Raw genomic sequence first — 17,414 nt, forward strand, 5'->3', positions numbered from 1 at the left:
CCTAGCGGGTGCGGGTGCGGGACAGACCACGCAGCCATACTTCGGTGGCGATCGTGGAGTAGAGGATGGCGTCGCGCAGAGCGGGGGTGGCGGGCCGCTGGGCGAGGCCGCGCAGGGCCTTCCCGTCGACCAGGCCGAGCTGCTCCAGCCGTGAGTCCTCCCACATGGCCAGCAGGTCGGCGCGGTGCCGACGCAGTCCGTCGGCGGCGTCCATGGAGGCCGCGGCCTTGTTGGTGCGCCGCAGGCAGACCTCGGGCACGACTCCGCGCATGGCGGCGGTCAGGAGGGGCTTGTACTGCCAGGGCGACACGCGCTCGCTCGGCCGTACGGCGAGGGACGCCTCGATGACGCGGTCGTCGAGGAACGGCGAGGCCATCGGTACGCCGGCGCGGGCCGCCATCCGGTCCCACTGGCGGATGATGCGGGTGCAGGAGCGGATCTGCTCCAGGTCGGTGTGCAGGCCACGGTCCGGGTGCAGCGGCGTGGCCGTCGCGGCCGCCTCGCGCAGGGCTCGCTGCGCCAGCCGTTCCGCGTCGGGCGTCACCCAGTCGAAGAGGCGGGGAGGCATGCCCCATCCGAGGCTGGTGGTCACCGTGGCGGGGACGGGGTCGCGCAGTCGGCCGCTGTGATCGGCGAGCCACTTCCCGTACGGCCGTGAGTCGGCCAGTGCGCGGACGGTGCCGCCGAGCGGCCACTGCCACAGCGCCCGGAAGCCGCGCAACTGCCGCAGCGCGAACAGCGGACGCGTGCGCACCAGCCTGTGGTAGTACGCCTCTGAGCACCACGCCACGTGGTCGCCCCCGATGCCCGTCAGGTGCAGCCGGCTGCCCCGCTCCGCCATGCCGGGCAGGTGGTGCAGCACCCGCGAACGGTCCATGACGCCGATGGTGGGCTCGTCCAGCAGGTCGTCGATGGAGAGCAGATCGTCGTAGACCAGCGGCGAGGCATCGGCGTCCCACACGACGTGCTGGACGTCCGGCAGGTGCTTCGCCGCCTGCTCGGCCCAGTACAGATCGGTGTCGGCCGGATCGCGCCCCGGCCACGTACTGGCCACCACGCGGGCGGGCGAGCGGTCCGCCAGGAAGCAGATGGAGGTGGAGTCCAGTCCTCCGGACAGGTCACAACTGACCACACCGCCGTGGCGGGTGCGGGCACCGACGGCCTCGGAGAGGGCTTCGCGGACCAACGGGGCGCCGTCGGCGAGCGTGCGGACCGGCTCCGGCGGCGTCCACCACCGCGAGTGACGTGCGCTGCGTCCGTCCGCCCCGACGATCAGCGCGTCATGCGGGGGGACAGCCGTGACGTCACGCCACAGGGACGCCTCGAACAGCGGATAGGGCACCGGCCACAGCAGCCGTACCGCCAGCTGCTGCTCGTCGGGAGCGGTGCCGAGCGCCTCGGCGAGTACGTCGGCGCGGGTGGCGGCCACCTGTACGCCGTCCACGGCGGCGTGGAAGACCAGCCGGAGCCCCGACGCGGTGCCCTGCACCCGGAGCCGGCCGTCGAGGGCGGCGACGAGGTGGAAGCTCCCGGGCAGGGACCGGGCCAGCGCGTCCAGTTCGGCCAGATCGCGCAGCCGTCCCGCGTGGCGCTCCAGCTCGGCGGCATCGACCGGGCAGCAGCCGATGACGGCCAGGGCCGCACGACCGGTGTGCGCGGAGACGAGCTCCTGGTCGTCCCACTGCCCGACCAACCACGGCCGGCCGGAGGTGTGCTGAAGGGTTCGCGTTCCGGGGAGGGCGAAGGAGCGGGCCACGGCGGCCGCGTCCTCGCGGTCGGTGAAGACCGCGAAGTGCGCGTCGCCGGGGCCCGTCCCCGCACTCTCGTGCAGTTCAGTCATGACGTCAGGTCAGGAACCGTCGGTCGTCAGTTCTTGCTCAGGACGAGCCGGTCGTTGCCGGAGCTCTGCAGGAGCCCGGTCTTCTTGCGGAACGTACCGAGCCGGACCAGCGTCGGCGCTTCGTAAGCCTTCTTCATGACCTCTCCTCAGGTTCAGGTTTCACGACCTCTCCCCTGGCCGCCGGCGCACGGGGTGCCGAACCACCGCCGGCCTGCCCAAGGCTCATGGGGAGCCCGGAGCGGGAAGTGAGCGCAGCACCTAGCTACGTGCATAACCGGACGGTATGACAAGGCCGCCATAAAAAATCAGACAATATGAAGAAGGCAAACGATCAGGTCACCGTGCGATCGTTGGCGAGTTTCGGAGAAAATTGAACAACTCGCGACCGGCGTGCAGGCAAGCCGCAAAAACGTTTCCACCCTGTGTGTCGTCACCGTCTGCCGGTTTCGTTGGGAGACCGAGACGACAATCGGACGGAGCCGCCGGGGCGCACTCGGCTCGTGCGCTCGCGCTTCCTCTCCTTCATCTCCCGGCCCGAATGGCTGTGATGTGCCCCCGGCCAGTGGCTGCCGTGGCCAACGAGCTCGGCGGTTCAGCGGTCAGGTCGGGCCGGCGGGACAAGGCGCGGGTCGAGGTCGAGGAGTTCGCTGTTGGTGCGGTAGAGGCCGGGCGCGAAGTGGAATGCGGCCTCACGCAGGAGGACCGGGTCGGCGCCGAACTCCTTGAGTGTGCCAAGCGTCCGGTAACCCGGCTTTTCGAGTTCTCCGCGACCCAGCGGCGGGGACGTCGGTCCGGTTCCTGGAGACCGGATCGATGGCGAAGGACAGCCCCGCGGCGTTCACCGTCAGGCGTGGGCGGCTGGTCGTGGCGACGCCGACGCAGAAGCCCGCCATGAGCGGTGTGATGATGGTGGCGAGCAGGGCGGACGGACCGGCCCAGTCGTGCAGGGAACGCAGGTGATCGGCGCCGTTCGGGGCACCGCCGTCCACGGCACCGACGGTCAGCTGTCACGCGCCAGAGCGCATGCCGGGCTCCGTCATGCCGATCATCCTGCCAGAGGGGGAACTGGTGGAACCCCCTGACTGCCAGGGTCGGACCGCTCCCGGCTACGGTTCCAACCGTCGTCCGTGGTGCACCCGGAGGTCGCGACGCCGAAGCGTGCGGCTCGCACTTGACGGGGTCAAGCCGGTACCGCGGCCGGTGTGCGGGCGGCTTCCAGGACGGCGGACAGGGGGAGCGCCAGAGCGTCCGCGAGTTCGGCGAGCTCCGATGGGGTGGGCTGTACGGGACCGTGGGCGCCGTCCTCGGCGAAGACCCGGATCCGCGGGGTGCGAATGCCCGTACGGTCGGCGAGAGCCTGCGCGTTCAGGTGCCTGCGTCGCATGGTCTCTTGCAACAGCTGTGAAAGTTCGGCCATTCCCTCCGCCTGCCCCCGATCCGCCGGTCCAGCCGCCCGCCCTTCGGGTGAATCCGAGGCTCAGCGCATTGGCTGACGATTCGACGCGGCGTCGCACGGGTGGCCCGGCCCGGCAGCGCATCGGCGACCGTCCGGAACGGACGGCCGACCACCAGCACGTCCGGATGCTTCACGGGGCGCCGGCGACGCCGGGCGCCGTTCACGATCAAGCAGCTTCGCCGACGCGTGGAGACCACCAAGCGGTAGTACGTCAAGCCGTACGTGGAGGATCTTCGCGGAACCGCCACAACCTGGGACGGCTTGCGCGGGGGCCGACCCCAGCACGTGAGAAGTTGTGAGATGTGAGAACGTGCAGGGCGTGAGTGAGACACCGACGAACATCCTGCAATACCGCTCTGACGGGCCAGAAGACGCCCCAGTCCTGATCTTGGCTCCCTCACTGGGTACGACATGGCACATGTGGGACCGGCAGATACCCGAGCTCGTCCGGCAGTGGCGGGTCATCCGCTTCGACCTGCCCGGCCACGGCGGCGCCCCCGCCCACCCCGCGACCTCCGTCGCCGAGCTCACCGACCGGCTCCTGGCCACCCTCGACGAACTCGGCGTCCAGCGCTTCGGTTACGTCGGCTGCTCCATCGGCGGCGCCATCGGCACCGACCTGGCGCTGCGCGCCCCGCACCGGCTCGCCTCGCTCGCCCTGATCGCCTCGTCGCCCCGCTTCGGCACCGCCGACGAGTTCCGCCAGCGTGGCGTGATCGTCCGCACCAACGGCCTCGACCCCATGGCCCGCACCGCGCCGGAGCGCTGGTTCACGCCCGGCTTCGCCGCCGCCCAGCCCGCCATCGTCGAGTGGGCCGTGCAGATGGTCCGCACGACCGACGCCGGCTGCTACGTCGGCGCGTGCGAGGCGCTCGCCGCCTTCGACGTACGCGCCGACCTCGGCCGCGTGGGCGTCCCCACCCTCGTCCTGGTCGGCTCCGAGGACCGCGTCACCGGTCCCGCCGAGGCCCGCCACCTGGTGGCCGGCATCCCCGACGCCCGTCTCGCCGTGGTGCCCGGCGCGTCGCACCTCGCGCCCGTGGAGCAGCCGGCGGCGGTCACCGACCTGCTGGTACGGCACTTCTCCACGTCATGGCAGGCTGTGGCCGATTCGACGACCGGCATGACGGCCCTCGCGGCGCCGCCCGTGATCCCGGCCCTCGCCGCCCCGGCCGCGCCCGCCGCCGCGCGCCCCGCACCGCCGGTCGCCGTCCCGCCCGCCGACGCCGCCGCCGCACCCGTACCGCCCGGTGCCGTCCCGCCCGGCGTGGTCCCCTCCGCCGCGCCCGCACCCGTTCCGGCCGGGCGGCCCGACCCGTACGACGCGGGGATGAAGGTACGGCGGGAAGTCCTGGGCGACGCCCATGTCGACCGGGCCATGGACGGCGCGGACGACTTCACTGGCGACTTCCAGGAGCTGATCACCCGCTACGCCTGGGGCGAGGTGTGGACCCGCGACGGCCTGGACCGCCGGATGCGCAGCGCCGTCACCCTGACCGCGCTGGTCGCCGGCGGTCACCTGGACGAGCTGGCCTTCCACACCCGCGCCGCCCTCCGCAACGGCCTGTCGCCCGCCGAGATCAAGGAGGTGCTGCTCCAGACGGCGATCTATTGCGGCGTCCCTGCGGCGAACTCGGCGTTCAAGGTCGCCCAGCAGGTGATCCTGGAGGAGACCACCCCCGAGGTGTAGGGAGAGGATGCCCTGATGAAGCTGACCAAGAAGTCCCACGCGTGCGTGCGGCTGGAGAAGGACGGGCGGACGCTCGTCGTCGATCCCGGGGGGTTCAGCGAGCAGGACGCGGCGCTCGGCGCCGAGGCCGTCCTGGTCACCCACGAGCACCCCGACCACTTCGACGAGGGCCGGCTCAGGGCAGCCCTGGAGGCCAACCCGGCCGCCGAGATCTGGACGCTGCGCAGCGTCGCGGAGCAGATCTCGGCGGCCTTCCCCGGCCGGGTCCACACGGTGGGCCACGGCGACACCTTCACCGCGGCCGGGTTCGACGTCCAGGTGCACGGCGAGCTGCACGCCGTGATCCACCCGGACATCCCCCGGATCACCAACATCGGCTTCCTGGTCGACGGGTCCGTCTTCCACCCCGGCGACGCGCTCACCGTCCCCGACCACCCCGTCGAGACGCTGATGCTCCCGGTGATGGCCCCCTGGAACAAGATCTCCGAGGTCATCGACTACGTACGCGAGGTGAAGCCGCGGCGCGCCATCGACATCCACGACGCGCTGCTCACCGACCTCGCCCGGCCGATCTACGACCGCCAGATCGGCGGCCTGGGCGGCACGGACCACGGCCGGCTGGCACCCGGGGACGCCACGGAGCTCTGACGGCCGGCCCTCCGAGCGGGGCCGGCTGTCAGAGGCCCCCGTTAGGCTGTGGGCCATGCGCATCGCCACCTGGAACGTCAATTCGATCACCGCCCGTCTGCCCCGGCTGCTGGCCTGGCTGGAGAGCAGCGGCACGGACGTGCTGTGCGTCCAGGAGACCAAGTGCACCGCCGACCAGTTCCCCACCGATGAGCTGCGCGAGCTCGGCTACGAGTCGTCGGTGCACGCCACCGGCCGGTGGAACGGCGTGGCCCTGGTCTCCCGCGTCGGCCTGGAGGACGTCGTCCACGGTCTGCCGGGCGGGCCGGAGTACGAGGGCGTGGCCGAGCCGCGGGCCATGTCCGCGACCTGTGGCCCGGCCCGCGTCTGGTCGGTGTACGTGCCGAACGGCCGTGAGGTGGCCCACGAGCACTACGCCTACAAGCTGCGCTGGCTGGAGGCGCTCAAGAGCGCGGTGGCCGAGGACGCGGCGGGTCCCCGCCCCTTCGCGGTGCTCGGCGACTTCAATATCGCGCCGACCGACGACGACGTCTTCGACCGGGCCTTCTTCGAGGGCTCCACGCACGTCACGGAGCCCGAGCGCGCCGCGCTCGCGGGGCTGCGCGACACCGGGCTCACCGACGTGGTGCCGCGCCCGCTGAAGTACGACCACCCGTTCACGTACTGGGACTACCGCCAGCTGTGCTTCCCCAAGAACCGGGGCATGCGCATCGACCTGGTGTACGGCAACAAGGCGTTCGCCGACGCGGTCAAGGACGCTTATGTCGACCGCGAGGAGCGCAAGGGCAAGGGCGCCTCCGACCACGCGCCGGTCGTCGTCGACCTCGAGGTGTAGCGCTGTAGCGCGCGCCCTGTAGTGCGCCCGGCGGGTTCAGTGCGACGCTGGGCGGTATGAACATCCCTTTCCTGGACGCCTGGCGTAGACGGCACGGCGGGGGGCACGCCGCCTCCGCGGTGGAGCGCGACCCGGAGGGCGTTGCCGACATGCTCGCGGAGTGCGATCTCCTGCGCTCCCGGGTGCAGGAGTTCGGGATCCAACTGGACGACACCCCCCGGTCCTTGGAGGCCATCGACCAGCTTTTGCCGCGCTGGCGCGACGACCCCGAGGAACTGCCCTGGCTGGGCAACGACGCCGGCCTGTACCTCGGTACGGTCATCGTACGGACGGTGCCTGGCGCGCACTGGCACCTGACGCCGGGCGGCCACCCCGTCGTGCGGCTGGTCTCCGGCCGGGAGATCCATGTCGTCGAGGCCGGTCTGGACTGGGCGATCAGCGGTTCTCCGGAGCTTTCCCAGGTGTACGCGGAGGCCGCCGAGGGATAGCGGCACGGGGCGTACCGGTTGGGGTGGTTATACGGCTTATGCCGCCTTTATGCGTGTCGAGGGTGTGAAGTCCCTTTTCGGGCTGGATAGTTTGCGCTGACCTCGACACAGCTGAGAATGGGGCAGGGCAGCGTATGGCCGTCGATCCGTTGATCGAGCTGCGTGACGTCAACAAGTACTACGGGAACGTGCACGTCCTTCAGGACATCACCCTCACCGTCGGCCGCGGAGAGGTCGTGGTCGTCATCGGCCCCTCCGGATCGGGCAAATCGACGCTCTGCCGGGCGGTCAACCGGCTGGAGACCATCGAGTCCGGGCGCATCATCATCGACGGGCAGGACCTCCCCGAGGAGGGGAAGGCCCTGGCCAAGCTGCGCACCGATGTCGGCATGGTCTTCCAGTCGTTCAACCTCTTCGCCCACAAGACCGTGCTGGAGAACGTCTCCCTGGCCCCCGTCAAGGTCCGGGGGCGCAAGAAGGAGGACGCCGACCGGCGCTCCCGTGAGCTCCTGGACCGCGTCGGCCTCGCCAACCAGGCGGAGAAGTACCCCGCCCAGCTCTCCGGCGGCCAGCAGCAGCGCGTGGCCATCGCCCGCGCCCTCGCCATGGACCCCAAGGCCCTCCTCTTCGACGAGCCCACCTCGGCCCTGGACCCCGAAATGATCAACGAGGTGCTGGAGGTCATGCAGCAGCTCGCCCGGGACGGCATGACCATGGTCGTCGTCACCCACGAGATGGGCTTCGCCCGCTCGGCCGCCAACCGCGTGGTCTTCATGTCCGACGGCCGCGTCATCGAGGACCGCATCCCCGAGGACTTCTTCACCAACCCGCGCAGCGAGCGCGCCAAGGACTTCCTCTCCAAGATCCTCAAGCACTGACAGGGGGTGCCCGGAACGATGAACCGTACAGACGGTACGCGGACGAAACGCGCTCTGGCCGCCTTCGCCCTGGCCCTGGCCATCACCCTCACCGCCGGCTCCTGCGGCAAGGACGGCAGCCCGCCCGTCAAGGGCCCACAGCCCGAGAAACTCCCCGGGTACCGGGTGGCGACCGGCTTCCGGCTGCCGGACTCACCGACCTGGAACCGCGCCAAGCGGCGCGGCCATCTGATCGTCGGCGCCAAGGAGGACCAGCCGTACCTCGGCGAGAAGGACCCCGCCGGCGGCCGCTACTCCGGCTTCGACATCGAGATCGCCAAGATGACCGCCGCCCACCTCGGCTTCGACCCGGCGACCATCGCCTTCCGCACCATCGCCTCCGCCAACCGCGAGACCGCCCTGCAGAACGGCCAGATCGACTACTACGTCGGCACCTACACCATCAACGACAACCGCAAGAAACTCGTCGGCTTCGCCGGCCCCTACTACCTCGCCGGCCAGTCCCTCCTCGTCCGCGCCGACGAGGAGGACATCAAGGGCCCCCAGGACCTGGCCGGCAAGCGGGTCTGCTCGGCCGCCGGCTCCACACCCTTCCAGCGGATCGAGGCCGAGTACCCGCGGGCCGACCTCGTCGCGTACGACACCTACTCCATCTGCGTGGACAACCTGCTCACCTACCAGGTCGACGCCGTCACCACCGACGACACGATCCTCCTCGGGTACGCGGCCAAGGTCCCCGACGAGCTGAAGGTCGTCGGCAAACCCTTCTCCAAGGAGCCGTACGGAATCGGCGTCCCCCACCCCGACAACGCGCTGCGCTTCGCCATCGACGACGCCATCGAGGCCAACGAGAAGAACGGCAACTGGAAGAAGGCGTACGACGCGACCCTCGGCCTGTCCGGCGCACCCGCCCCGAAGCCGCCCGCCATCGACCGCTACCCGGCGAGCTGAAGAGCGAGGCACCCATGAACGTACTGACAGACAACTGGTCGCTCTACGGCAAGGGCTTCCTCGGCACCGTCGAACTCACCGTCTACTCCTCCCTCCTCGCCCTCGCCCTCGGCTTCCTCATGGCGTCGTTCCGCGTCGCCCCCGTCGGCTCGCTGCGCTCCTTCGGCACCGTATGGGTGACCGTGCTGCGCAACACCCCGCTCACCCTGCTCTTCTTCGCCGTCCTGCTCGGCCTGCCGCGCTTCGGCCTCGTCCTGCCCTTCACGCTCTTCGCGGTGCTCGCGCTCGGCTGCTACACCTCCGCGTTCGTCTGCGAGGCACTGCGCTCCGGCATCAACACCGTGCCCAAGGGGCAGGGCGAGGCGGCCCGCAGCCTCGGCATGACCTTCAGCCAGACCCTGGGTGCCGTCGTCCTGCCCCAGGCGTTCCGCAGCGTCATCCCTCCGGTCGGCTCCACGCTGATCGCCCTCGCCAAGAACTCGGCCATCGCCGGGGCGTTCAGCGTCACCGAGCTGCTGGGCACCTACAAGACCCTCAACGAGCTCGGCTACAGCATCATCTGGACCTTCATCTGGATCGCCCTGGGCTACCTGATCATCACCCTCACCATCAGCGCGGTCTTCAACGTCATGGAGAAGCGCTGGGGAGTCGCCCGATGACAAGCGCAACCGCTCTGTACGACATCCCGGGCCGCCGGACCCGGCAACGGCACTTCGCGTACGGCATCCTGTCGACCGTCCTCATCGTGGCGCTGATCGGCTGGGTCCCCCACCTCCTGTTCGACACCGACCAGTTCACCTACGCCAAGTGGAACCCCTTCGCCTACGAGGGCATCCAGGAACTGCTGCTGCGCGGCCTCGGCAACACGCTCAAGGCGTTCGCCTACGCCGCGGTCCTCTCGCTCGCGCTCGGCGCCGTCCTCGCCACCGGACGCCTGTCCGAGCACCGGGTCTTCCGGTGGGCGGCGACCCTGGTCGTCGAGTTCTTCCGCGCCATGCCCGTCCTGGTGATGATCTTCTTCATCTTCGTGGCGCTGAAGGTGCACCCGCTGCCCGCTCTGGTCGCCGGGCTGACGCTCTACAACGGCTCGGTGCTCGCCGAGGTGTTCCGGGCGGGCGTCAACTCGGTCGAGCGCGGGCAGCGGGAGGCGGCGTACTCGCTGGGCATGCGCAAGACGCAGGTCATGACGTACGTCCTGGTGCCCCAGGGGGTGCGGGCCATGCTCCCGGCGATCATCAGCCAGCTGGTGGTCGCCCTGAAGGACACGTCGCTGGGCTTCCTCATCACCTACGAGGAGTTCCTCCACGCGGGCAAGCTGATCGCGTCGAACCTCGACTACGATCTGCCGTTCATCCCCGTGGTGATGGTGATCTCACCGATCTACATCGGGATGTGCATGCTGCTCTCCTGGTTCGCCACCTGGGTGGCCAGGAGGCAGCGGCGCAGTCCCAAGACCGAGGCCGTGGATGTCGCACCGGCCGAACAAGGGACGCTGCTGCCGGGGGGTCCCTCCGCGCCGAGATAGACGCGGAGGGAACGCGGCGGCGAGTCGGGGTGCCGACGGACCCGATGGGCCAGCCCCGCCCGGCAGCGGCCGGAGATCACTTCTCGCGCAGCGGGACCGACACGTACGACGGGTCGGACGACGGCGAGGAGAAGGTCAGCCGCGCGCCGGACGGGTTGTGCTCGATGTACAGCGGGTCGACGGTGTCGACGACCAGGGCGAGCCGGTGGCCGGCCGGAACGTCGTAGGCGGTGGAGAACAGCTCCAGGTCCACGGCGAACGGCCGGCCCGGCGTCTTGCCGTGGAAGGTGTACGGGGCGTTGCTGACCAGCTTGCCGACGCCGAGCGGGCCCACGTCGTAGAGGTACGCGACGAGGGTGCCGCTCGACTCCGTGCTGGTGACCGTGGTGTGCAGCTTCGCCGTCCCCCGGACGCGCTGGACGGTGTCGTACCGCTCGGACTGCCAGACGGCGGCGAAGGAGCGGGGGAGGAGGGGGATGGAGGCCATCGGGGGCAGCTTCAGGAACTGGTCAAGGGCGTTGGACAGCATGATGATGCCGCCGTTGGCGCCCGAGTCGACGTTCGCGTACACCTTCTGCGCGTCGGCGAGGGCGATCTTGCGCTCGTTCGCGCCGACCGACTTCCAGTCGGGGTAGCCCTCGTAGCCGCCGGTCGAGCGGGACTTCAGCTGGACCGGCTGCTCGCGGTCGATGCCGTTGTCGACGCCCTTGAGGTGGTGGTCGAACCAGCGGTGGGCGTTGGTCCAGGTGTCGTTGGGCAGGCCGAGCAGGCCGGTCGCCTCCGCGGTGGCGTGGTCGCCGGGCCGGAACTCCAGGCGCTTGGGGCCGGTGAGCTTCTCGTAGAAGGAGGCGTACTGGTTGGGCGGGAAGATGGTGTCGCCCCAGGCGTTGCCGAGCATGATGGCGGCGCCGTTGGCGTTGATCTTCTCCAGCGCGAAGGCGGGGGAGCGCTTGGCGCCCCACGCGATCATCTCCTGCTCCTTGTCGAGGTTGGAGGCGAGGAAGTCCTTGAGGATCTGCTGGAGTTCGGGGCTGGGGCGCCCGGTGAGGTAGCCGGTGCCGCCGAGCATCGCGGCGGCCTGGAGGTGCTGCGTACGGCCGCTGTAGATGGAGTCGATGAGGTCGGCCCAGCCGCTCATGGCCACCACGGCCTTGATCCGCTTGTCGTGCGCGGCCGCGAGCAGGCTGATGCCCGCGCCGTAGCTGACGCCCGCCATGCCGATCCGCTCCGGGTCGGCGGGGGTGTGGGCCAGCGCCCAGTCGATGACCTTGGAGGCGTCGGCGATGTCCGGCGGGCCGGCGACCTCGATGTTCCCGCCGGACTGCCAGAAGCCGCGGGAGTTGTAGCTGACCACCACGTATCCGGCGTCGGCGAGCTTCCGCGCCTGGGCGAGGTACTCGATCTGCGGCATCGACCAGCTGGTGGGCAGCACGATGACCGGGTAGCGGCGGGTTCCGTCCGAGCCCGCCGGGGTGATGACGTTGGCCTTGAGTACGGTGCCGCCGTCGCCGGCGATGTCGACGAACCGTATACCGGCGGCCGTGTCGGTGGCCGTCGTCTCGGTGGCGGCGACGGAGGGGGCGAACCCCAGGGCCGTCCCGGCCAGCAGGGCGGCCGAGACGGCGCCGGTCGTCGTCGTACGCAGGGCTGTGTGCCGCTTTCCCACGGTTCGTTCCCCCATCGCTGGTCAACGCTTGAAAGGTGAACCGAAGGAAAACACGGGTGGCTTACTGGAGGTAACCCGTCGGTAAGTTACGCGCTGGTAACGATTATTGGACGTCGTGTCAACGCAGGGCGCTCTTCGCCTGCCAGTCCGCCCACGACAGGTTCCACTCGCCGTACCCGTTGTTCAGCGCCTGCGTGCCCTTGGCGTCGGCGCCCTCGACCTCGAACGGGTCGCCCACCTGCACCTGGTCGTACACCCACCGGGCGTCCGGGGTGTCCATGCCGATGCAGCCGGAGCTCCTGTTGGCGTTGCCCATGTAGGCGGCGTTCCAGGGCGCCGCGTGCGCGTACATCCCGGACCAGGTCAGGCGCATCGAATAGTCGACCATCTTGTCGTACGCGTCGCCCAGGCCGACCGTCTCGGAGCGCATGTTGATCGTGCCCTCCTTGGACATCAACACGGTCCTGCCGCGCCACGACGCCTTGTCGCCGCCCGGCGTGCCGCCCGACATCGGGATGTCCTTCACCTCCCGGCCGTCGCGGAGAAGCGTGAGCCGGTGGTTGTCGAGATCGACCTCGACCAGCTGGTTCTTCCCTATGGTCATGGTGGTCGTGTAGTCGCGGACGAACCAGCCGCCCTGACCCGAGTCGATGCCGTTCAGCTCGGCCCGGAGGGTCACCTTGGTGCCCGGCTTCCAGTACTCCTTGGGCCGCCAGTCGACCCGGTCCTTGCCCGACCAGTCCTCCATCCAGCCCCAGGAGCCGACCGTGTTGTCCGAGGTCGTCACCTTGAGGTGCTTCTCCACCTCGGCCCTGTTCTTCACCGGGTGGTCGAACACGATCGACAGGGGGTGGGCGATGCCGACCGTGCTGTTCTTGCCGGGCGCCAGCGTCAGCTTGTTCACCTTGTCCGGCGCGGCCGTGGCGAAGCCCGCCTTGGCGGTCCCGCCGTCCGTGGAGCGCGCCTCGACGGTGTAAGCGGTGCCGGGGGCGGCCTTGCGGACGGAGGTCCAGGTCCTGCCGTCGGCGGAGACCGCGCCCTCCAGCGTGGCGCCCTTGGAGTCGGTCACGGTGACCTGCTGGAGCCTGCCCTCGGCGAGGGTGACCCGGACCGGCTCGCCGGCCTCGGCCTGCCTCCCGGAGAGGTTCACCGAGATCCGGGTGTCCGGCTTGCCGTCCTCCCCGTCGGCCTTCCCGGTGCCCGAACCGCCCGAACACGCGGTCAGGGCGGCCGCGGCGAGAACCGCGGTGCCGGCCAGGGCGGCGGTGCGGAAGGGGGCGAGCGGGCGTGTGCGGGTCACCTGGAAAACCTCCGATGCGATCTTTCGTCCCTCGGTGAGAGGGCGAGCGGAGGGCCCGGGTTGCCTACGGGTGCCGGAAATTTCCGTCTGTGCCGGATAGGGGGTGCTAGCCGGCCTCCACCACCGGTGCCGACCGCGCGGTACGGGTCACATCCGCGACCAGCTCGACGACGTCGGGACCGTACGCCTGCGAATTGACCACCTTCAGCAGCAGCACGAACGAACCGTCGGTCCCGTACTTCCGGGCCAGCTTCTCGTGGTGACGCACCAGATAGCGGGTGGCCGCCTGGTTGGTTATCGCGCGCTGCCCGCAGAAGAGGAACACCGGCCGGGCCCCCTCACCGGCGGTGAGCCGGGCGAGGATGACGTACTCGGACGTACCCGGGTCCATGCGGTAGCGCTCGGAGCCGATCACGAGCAAGCTGCGGTCCTCGACGGGCTCGGGGTCCGTGCTGACGGAGAGCCCCGGCACCAGCGTCCGCAGATGCGCCTCCATGCGCTGGTTCGACCCTGGGCCCCCGACGCAGAACTCCGTGCGCTCACCGAAGCCCTGATGCGCCAGGTCGTGCTGCACGATGCGGGCGTGCGCGCCGCAGCCCTTGATGAGCGCGGACAGTTCCAGCAGTGCGAACACGTCGAAACGGTGCACCGCGCCCTCGCGGCCCGCCTCGCGGTTCACGACAAGCACGCACTCCGCGTTCCCCGGCAGCCCGAAGAAGGCCTGCTTGCGGCGCCACAGCGCGGTGCGGGCGATCCAGCCGAGCGACGCGCTGACCCCGGTGGCGACCACGCCGAGCACGATGTTGAGCAGGTCTTCATACATGGGCGCGCATGGTAGCGGGGGAGCGGAACGTTGTTCGAGGCGGTCCTGGCGAGGGGCCTCCGGCGAAGTTAGGCTGCGCGGACGGTCGTTGACTGGAGGTTCGGATGCGTCGGTCCCCTGCACGGTCCACCGCACGGTCCACCGCACGAGGCGTCTCGCTCGCCGCGGTCGCCGCGACAGTCCTCTCGGTCGGCGCGGCGGCGCCGCCGACGGAACGTACGACGCCGGTGAAGACACCCGAGGCCATCGGCTACGGCGGCGCCGTCGCGAGCGTCGACGCGGACGCCTCGGCCGCCGGTATCGAGGTGCTGCGGCGCGGGGGCAACGCGGTGGACGCGGCGGTCGCCACGGCCGCGGCGCTCGGCGTCACCGAGCCGTACTCGGCGGGCATCGGCGGCGGAGGCTACTTCGTGCACTACGACGCCAAGACGCGCAAGGTGCGGACCATCGACGGCCGCGAGACCGCGCCGATGTCGGCGGACGAGTCGCTGTTCCTCGGCGAGGACGGCAAGCCCCTGCCCTTCGAGGAGGCCATGACCAGCGGGCTCAGCGTCGGCACGCCCGGTACCCCCGCCACCTGGGACACCGCCCTCGACGCGTGGGGCAGCAAGCCGCTGCGGGACCTGCTGAGGCCGGCCGAGCGGCTGGCCCGGGACGGCTTCACCGTCGACGCCACCTTCCGGGCGCAGACCGCCGCGAACGAAGCCCGTTTCCGGGACTTCCCCGACTCGGCGGAGCTGTTCCTGCCGGGCGGACGCCTGCCGGCCGTCGGGTCGGTCTTCAAGAACCCCGACCTCGCGCGTACGTACGAGAAGCTCGGCCGCCACGGTGTCGGGGCGCTGTACAAGGGCGAGCTGGCCCGCGACATCATCCGCACGGTGCAGGACCCGCCCGTCCGGGAGGGCGCCACCCGCAACGTCCGCGCCGGGGACCTGACACAGCGTGACCTGGCGGGGTACGAGACGGAGCGGCGCAAGCCCACGAAGGTGTCGTACCGCGGCCTGCACGTCTACGGCATGGCACCCTCCTCGTCGGGCGGCACGAGCGTGGGCGAGGCGCTGAACATCCTGGAGGGCACCGACCTCTCGTCCCTGTCCAAGGCCCAGTACCTGCACCGGTTCATCGAAGCGAGCCGGATCGCGTTCGCCGACCGGGGGCGGTGGGTCGGCGACCCGGCCTTCGAGGACGTCCCGGTGAAGGGGCTCCTGTCGCAGCGGTTCGCCGACTCGCGCGCGTGCCTGATCCGCGACGACGCGGTGCTGGTGAGCCCGCTCGCCCCCGGCGACCCGCGCGATCCGCGGCCGTGCGCGACGGGCGGGACGGCGGCGCCGACGACGTACGAGGGCGAGAACACCACGCACCTGACGGCGTCCGACAGGTGGGGCAACGTCGTCGCGTACACGCTGACCATCGAGTCGACGGGCGGCAGCGGCATCACCGTGCCGGACCGGGGCTTCCTGCTCAACAACGAGCTGACCGACTTCTCCTTCGCCCCGGCCAACCCGGCGGTCCACGACCCGAACCTCCCCGGCCCCGGCAAACGCCCCCGCTCCTCCATGTCGCCCACCATCGTCCTGGACCACCACGCCCGCCCCGTCCTGGCCGTGGGCTCCCCGGGCGGCGCCACCATCATCACGACGGTCCTCCAGACCCTGACCGGCGTCCTGGACCGCGGCCTCCCGCTCGTCGAGGCGATCGCCGCCCCCCGCGCCAGCCAGCGCAACCAGCCGACCACGGAACTCGAACCGGCGCTCTACGACAGCCCGTTGCGCGCCGAGCTGGAAGCCCTGGGCCACGCGTTCCGCCGGAACCCCGAGATCGGTGCCGCGACCGGCGTCCAACGCCTCCCGGACGGCCGCTGGCTCGCCGCCGCCGAGAAGACCCGCCGGGGCGGCGGCTCGGCGATGGTGGTCCACCCGGCCGGAACGCCGTAGCGCGCCGCGGAAGGGGCCGTCGCCCGGACGCGCCTTCCGGCCGCCGCGGCCGGTCGGCGAAGATGGGGCTGTCAGCAGCACGGTCAGTACGAGCCGTACGAGTAGTACGAGCAGCGCGAGCGAGGAGCGTCCACGCAGATGGCCACTTCCGGTGCCGGAGCCCGGCCGCCCACCATCGCCGATGTGGCGCGGGCCGCGTCGGTGTCGCGGACGACCGTTTCGCACGCCCTGAACGGGATCGGCAAGGTCGACCCGCGGACGCGGGAGCGCATCAAGAAGGTCGCCGCCGAGCTCGGCTACCGGCCCAACCTGCGGGCGCAGCGGCTGCGGCGCGGCGAGGCGAAGGCCATCGCGCTGGCCTCGTCGATGCCGTTCGCGGTGGCCGGTGGGCCGTCGCGGCTCGGGTTCTACATGGAGGTCGCCGCCGCGGCCGCCGAGCGGGCACTGCTGCACGGGTACGCCCTCGTGCTCGTACCGCCCGTGCAGTCCGGTTCGGCGCTGTACTCGGTGGACATCGACGGCGCCATCGTCGTCGAGCCCGACCGGGACGATGTCGCCGTGGCGCAGCTCCACGAGCGCGGACTGCCGTACGTGGCGCTCGGGCGCCCCATGGCGGAAGGGGACGACGCCCCGTACGTCGACCTGCGCGGCGGACTCGTCGTCGACCTGCTGCTCGCCCACCTGCACGAGCAGGGCGCCCGGCACCCCGCGCTGCTCATCGGCGCCGGGTCACGGCACTCCGCCGTCGACGCCCGCGCCGCGTACGAGCGCGCCGCCGCCGAGCACGGCTGGGCGCCGGTCGTCGCCACGGCCCCCGAACAGGGCGGCGAGCAGGCCGGATACGACACCTGCGCCGCCCTGCTCGCCGACCACCCGGACGTGGACGCCGTCTGCGCGCTGGTGGACGCCTTCGCGGTCGGCGCCGTCCGGGCGATCCGGGACAGCGGCCGGCGGATCCCGGACGACATCATGGTCGTCACCCGGTACGACGGGCTGCGCGCCCGCACCTGCGAGCCACCGCTCACCGCCGTCGACCTCCACCTGGACCGGGCCGCCGCCGACGCCGTCGAGCTGCTGCTCGGCCGGCTGCGCGGCGAGGCCACCGCCGCGACGGCCACCGCACCGGAGCCGCGCGTCGTACCGCGCGCCTCGTCGCTGCGGGGCACGGCCCCGGCGTAAGACCCCGCCCCCGAGGCCGGGGGTGGAGCCCGCCGGGCCACAGCCCCCTGAGCCCCGGCCCGGGGGCTCGGGGCGAAGCGCACCGGGTCACGGCCCCCGGCGTGAGCCCGCCCCGGACACCCGCTCCGTCTGCGGACCGTTTGTGCCACAAACGGTCGGCGAACCGGCCCGCACCCGGCGTACGACCGGGGTGGGGCCGTG

The 17,414-nt window shown here is 71.1% G+C and carries 17 protein-coding genes; 11 read left to right on the top strand and 6 right to left on the bottom strand.

Annotated elements, in window-relative coordinates:
• Nucleotide 1: 1 nt before the first annotated feature.
• Nucleotides 2–1,840, bottom strand: a complete 1,839-nt coding sequence (locus BKD26_RS20575; RefSeq protein ID WP_084900143.1) for a lasso peptide isopeptide bond-forming cyclase — start codon at nt 1,838–1,840, stop codon at nt 2–4.
• 26 nt (nt 1,841–1,866) lie between these two features.
• A complete protein-coding gene (locus tag BKD26_RS39215; RefSeq protein ID WP_107417920.1) occupies nt 1,867–1,977 on the bottom strand; it encodes a keywimysin-related RiPP in 111 nt (36 codons plus the stop codon).
• 676 nt (nt 1,978–2,653) lie between these two features.
• Between BKD26_RS39215 and BKD26_RS40390 the strand changes: the two genes are divergently transcribed.
• Nucleotides 2,654–2,800, top strand: a complete 147-nt coding sequence (locus BKD26_RS40390) for a hypothetical protein (RefSeq protein WP_179166625.1) — start codon at nt 2,654–2,656, stop codon at nt 2,798–2,800.
• Between the two features lie 220 nt (nt 2,801–3,020).
• On the opposite strand, the gene BKD26_RS20580 is transcribed toward BKD26_RS40390, so the two are convergent.
• Entirely contained in the window at nt 3,021–3,224 is a 204-nt protein-coding gene (locus BKD26_RS20580) for an XRE family transcriptional regulator (RefSeq protein ID WP_241518753.1), read from the bottom strand.
• A gap of 391 nt (nt 3,225–3,615) precedes the next feature.
• Here BKD26_RS20580 and pcaC point away from each other — a divergent pair, with 391 nt between their 5' ends.
• The 8 genes from pcaC to BKD26_RS20620 all read left to right on the top strand — a co-directional run bounded on the left by pcaC (nt 3,616) and on the right by BKD26_RS20620 (nt 10,311).
• Nucleotides 3,616–4,986 (top strand): 4-carboxymuconolactone decarboxylase, encoded by a 1,371-nt coding sequence (pcaC, locus tag BKD26_RS20585; RefSeq protein WP_084900148.1) that lies wholly within the window; start codon nt 3,616–3,618, stop codon nt 4,984–4,986.
• 15 nt (nt 4,987–5,001) lie between these two features.
• Nucleotides 5,002–5,634 (top strand): MBL fold metallo-hydrolase, encoded by a 633-nt coding sequence (locus tag BKD26_RS20590; protein WP_084900151.1) that lies wholly within the window; start codon nt 5,002–5,004, stop codon nt 5,632–5,634.
• Between the two features lie 55 nt (nt 5,635–5,689).
• Nucleotides 5,690–6,469 (top strand): exodeoxyribonuclease III, encoded by a 780-nt coding sequence (locus tag BKD26_RS20595; RefSeq protein WP_084900153.1) that lies wholly within the window; start codon nt 5,690–5,692, stop codon nt 6,467–6,469.
• A 56-nt stretch (nt 6,470–6,525) separates the two neighbouring features.
• Nucleotides 6,526–6,957, top strand: a complete 432-nt coding sequence (locus BKD26_RS20600; RefSeq protein ID WP_084900155.1) for a DUF6278 family protein — start codon at nt 6,526–6,528, stop codon at nt 6,955–6,957.
• Nucleotides 6,958–7,091: 134 nt separating this feature from the next.
• On the top strand, nt 7,092–7,835 hold the full coding sequence (locus BKD26_RS20605) for an amino acid ABC transporter ATP-binding protein (protein ID WP_084900158.1): 744 nt from the start codon (nt 7,092–7,094) through the stop codon (nt 7,833–7,835).
• A gap of 18 nt (nt 7,836–7,853) precedes the next feature.
• On the top strand, nt 7,854–8,786 hold the full coding sequence (locus BKD26_RS20610; protein ID WP_084900455.1) for a glutamate ABC transporter substrate-binding protein: 933 nt from the start codon (nt 7,854–7,856) through the stop codon (nt 8,784–8,786).
• Between the two features lie 14 nt (nt 8,787–8,800).
• Nucleotides 8,801–9,445 carry an amino acid ABC transporter permease gene (locus tag BKD26_RS20615; RefSeq protein ID WP_084900161.1) on the top strand — a complete coding sequence of 215 codons (645 nt, stop codon included), beginning with the start codon at nt 8,801–8,803 and terminating at the stop codon, nt 9,443–9,445.
• A complete protein-coding gene (locus BKD26_RS20620) occupies nt 9,442–10,311 on the top strand; it encodes an amino acid ABC transporter permease (RefSeq protein ID WP_084900163.1) in 870 nt (289 codons plus the stop codon). Before BKD26_RS20615 ends, BKD26_RS20620 begins: the two co-directional genes overlap by 4 nt.
• A 76-nt stretch (nt 10,312–10,387) precedes the next feature.
• On the opposite strand, the gene BKD26_RS20625 is transcribed toward BKD26_RS20620, so the two are convergent.
• The 3 genes from BKD26_RS20625 to BKD26_RS20635 form a co-directional block, all read right to left on the bottom strand.
• Complete coding sequence (locus tag BKD26_RS20625; RefSeq protein ID WP_084900166.1) at nt 10,388–11,977, bottom strand: CocE/NonD family hydrolase; 1,590 nt, start codon at nt 11,975–11,977, stop codon at nt 10,388–10,390.
• A 118-nt stretch (nt 11,978–12,095) separates the two neighbouring features.
• Complete coding sequence (locus BKD26_RS20630) at nt 12,096–13,277, bottom strand: Ig-like domain-containing protein (protein ID WP_107417921.1); 1,182 nt, start codon at nt 13,275–13,277, stop codon at nt 12,096–12,098.
• A 106-nt stretch (nt 13,278–13,383) separates the two neighbouring features.
• Complete coding sequence (locus BKD26_RS20635; RefSeq protein ID WP_084900172.1) at nt 13,384–14,100, bottom strand: hypothetical protein; 717 nt, start codon at nt 14,098–14,100, stop codon at nt 13,384–13,386.
• A 104-nt stretch (nt 14,101–14,204) separates the two neighbouring features.
• Between BKD26_RS20635 and ggt the strand changes: the two genes are divergently transcribed.
• Together ggt and BKD26_RS20645 are read left to right on the top strand one after the other, a co-directional pair.
• On the top strand, nt 14,205–16,034 hold the full coding sequence (gene ggt, locus BKD26_RS20640) for a gamma-glutamyltransferase (protein WP_107417922.1): 1,830 nt from the start codon (nt 14,205–14,207) through the stop codon (nt 16,032–16,034).
• A 138-nt stretch (nt 16,035–16,172) separates the two neighbouring features.
• Nucleotides 16,173–17,213, top strand: a complete 1,041-nt coding sequence (locus tag BKD26_RS20645; RefSeq protein ID WP_084900177.1) for a LacI family DNA-binding transcriptional regulator — start codon at nt 16,173–16,175, stop codon at nt 17,211–17,213.
• The last annotated feature ends 201 nt before the right edge of the window (nt 17,214–17,414 follow it).

This window comes from Streptomyces sp. CB03238 (assembly GCF_002099185.1).
In the GTDB taxonomy this organism is placed as follows: domain Bacteria; phylum Actinomycetota; class Actinomycetes; order Streptomycetales; family Streptomycetaceae; genus Streptomyces.